1 pseudogene is annotated in these 1,185 nt (G+C 42.4%); it reads right to left on the bottom strand.

Features of this window, described 5'->3' with window-relative positions:
• A pseudogene (locus ACFIK2_RS02005) lies at positions 1-1,185 on the bottom strand (filamentous hemagglutinin); the annotation flags it as partial.

The following is a 1,185-nucleotide window of genomic DNA, read 5'->3' on the forward strand; positions in this document are numbered from 1 at the left end:
TCTGAACCAATCTGGCGATCCTTGCCATTGGCTATATCTAAAGAAACATCGCGGCTTCCATCAGCTTTATAGCCATAACAACTGTCTGTATTAGCCTGACAACCAAGATAAGTGTTTTTATAAGCCGTTGCACCTAAATTGGTCAGCACATTGGCGTGGATATCGGCATTTCCCCCTGCTCTCATAGAGCTATAATGGTTGTCAATGGTATCAGCATTAATAATAAGATTGCCACTAGATTGTATTACCCCCGAAACAGTTGGTTTATGCGAAAATGCTTGTGTGACAGTCTTTTCTGTCATGTGTGACCAATTTTCGTTTATTGACCCAAACCATCCTCCCTTCCGCCGAGAACCATTCCATTTATATGTCTGCATATGATCTCTACCATGCGCCCGTCCTTTTACCCAAGTAAAAGCCTTGTAGACTGTTCCATCTTTCAATGTTGCTTTGCCGTATGATCCTTCCTTATTATCAAAAAGTACTTCGTCCAAACTAAATAATGTATGCTCGATGTTAACACCGAGAATTGAGTCTGGCTCTTCAATGTGCCCCTTTCCCCAAAGATCTTGCTGTGTATTATGATATAACAACCCATCTCCGCTACCATGAAAATCCTCTGGTTTTTGGAAAGAAATATCGCTATATTCGGTTTTTTCTGTGATGACAGGCGTGCTATCAGCTTCGTTTTTGAGACTGTTGGTTTGGATATTTAAGTTTCCACCCGCTTGAATAAAGCCTGCTTTATTGACAAGGGAAAGGCTTTTTCCGCTGCCATCTGCATTGGTAAAAGATAAATCACCTTCTGTCATTATGGTGCCAAAATCATTCAACAAAGCCCCATCAACTTGTAAAGCACCATTGCCCTGCACATAGATTAAGCCCGTTTTGTTGTTGGTCACATTGCCCGTCACGCTAAAGATTAAATCCTGCCCCGATGCCAATTGACCACTATTTCCAAGCTCCCCTGTTTTGATCACGAAATCTCTGGCTGCTAAAACAGAGCTTGCCTTATCCACCATAACGCTTGGAGCAACAAAGAGAATATCTCCAGTTCCACCCTGATCTGTCACGGCTTGTAGCCGCGCATGGTGAATCTCAAGAGCATTGGTGCTTTGAAAGTCTAAACCGCCATAAGTCAATTCGCTCTCTGAGACATCAATATGATCTGCAATTAAATACAGC

This window comes from Bartonella sp. AP88XZML, assembly GCF_042195565.1.
Lineage (GTDB): Bacteria > Pseudomonadota > Alphaproteobacteria > Rhizobiales > Rhizobiaceae > Bartonella.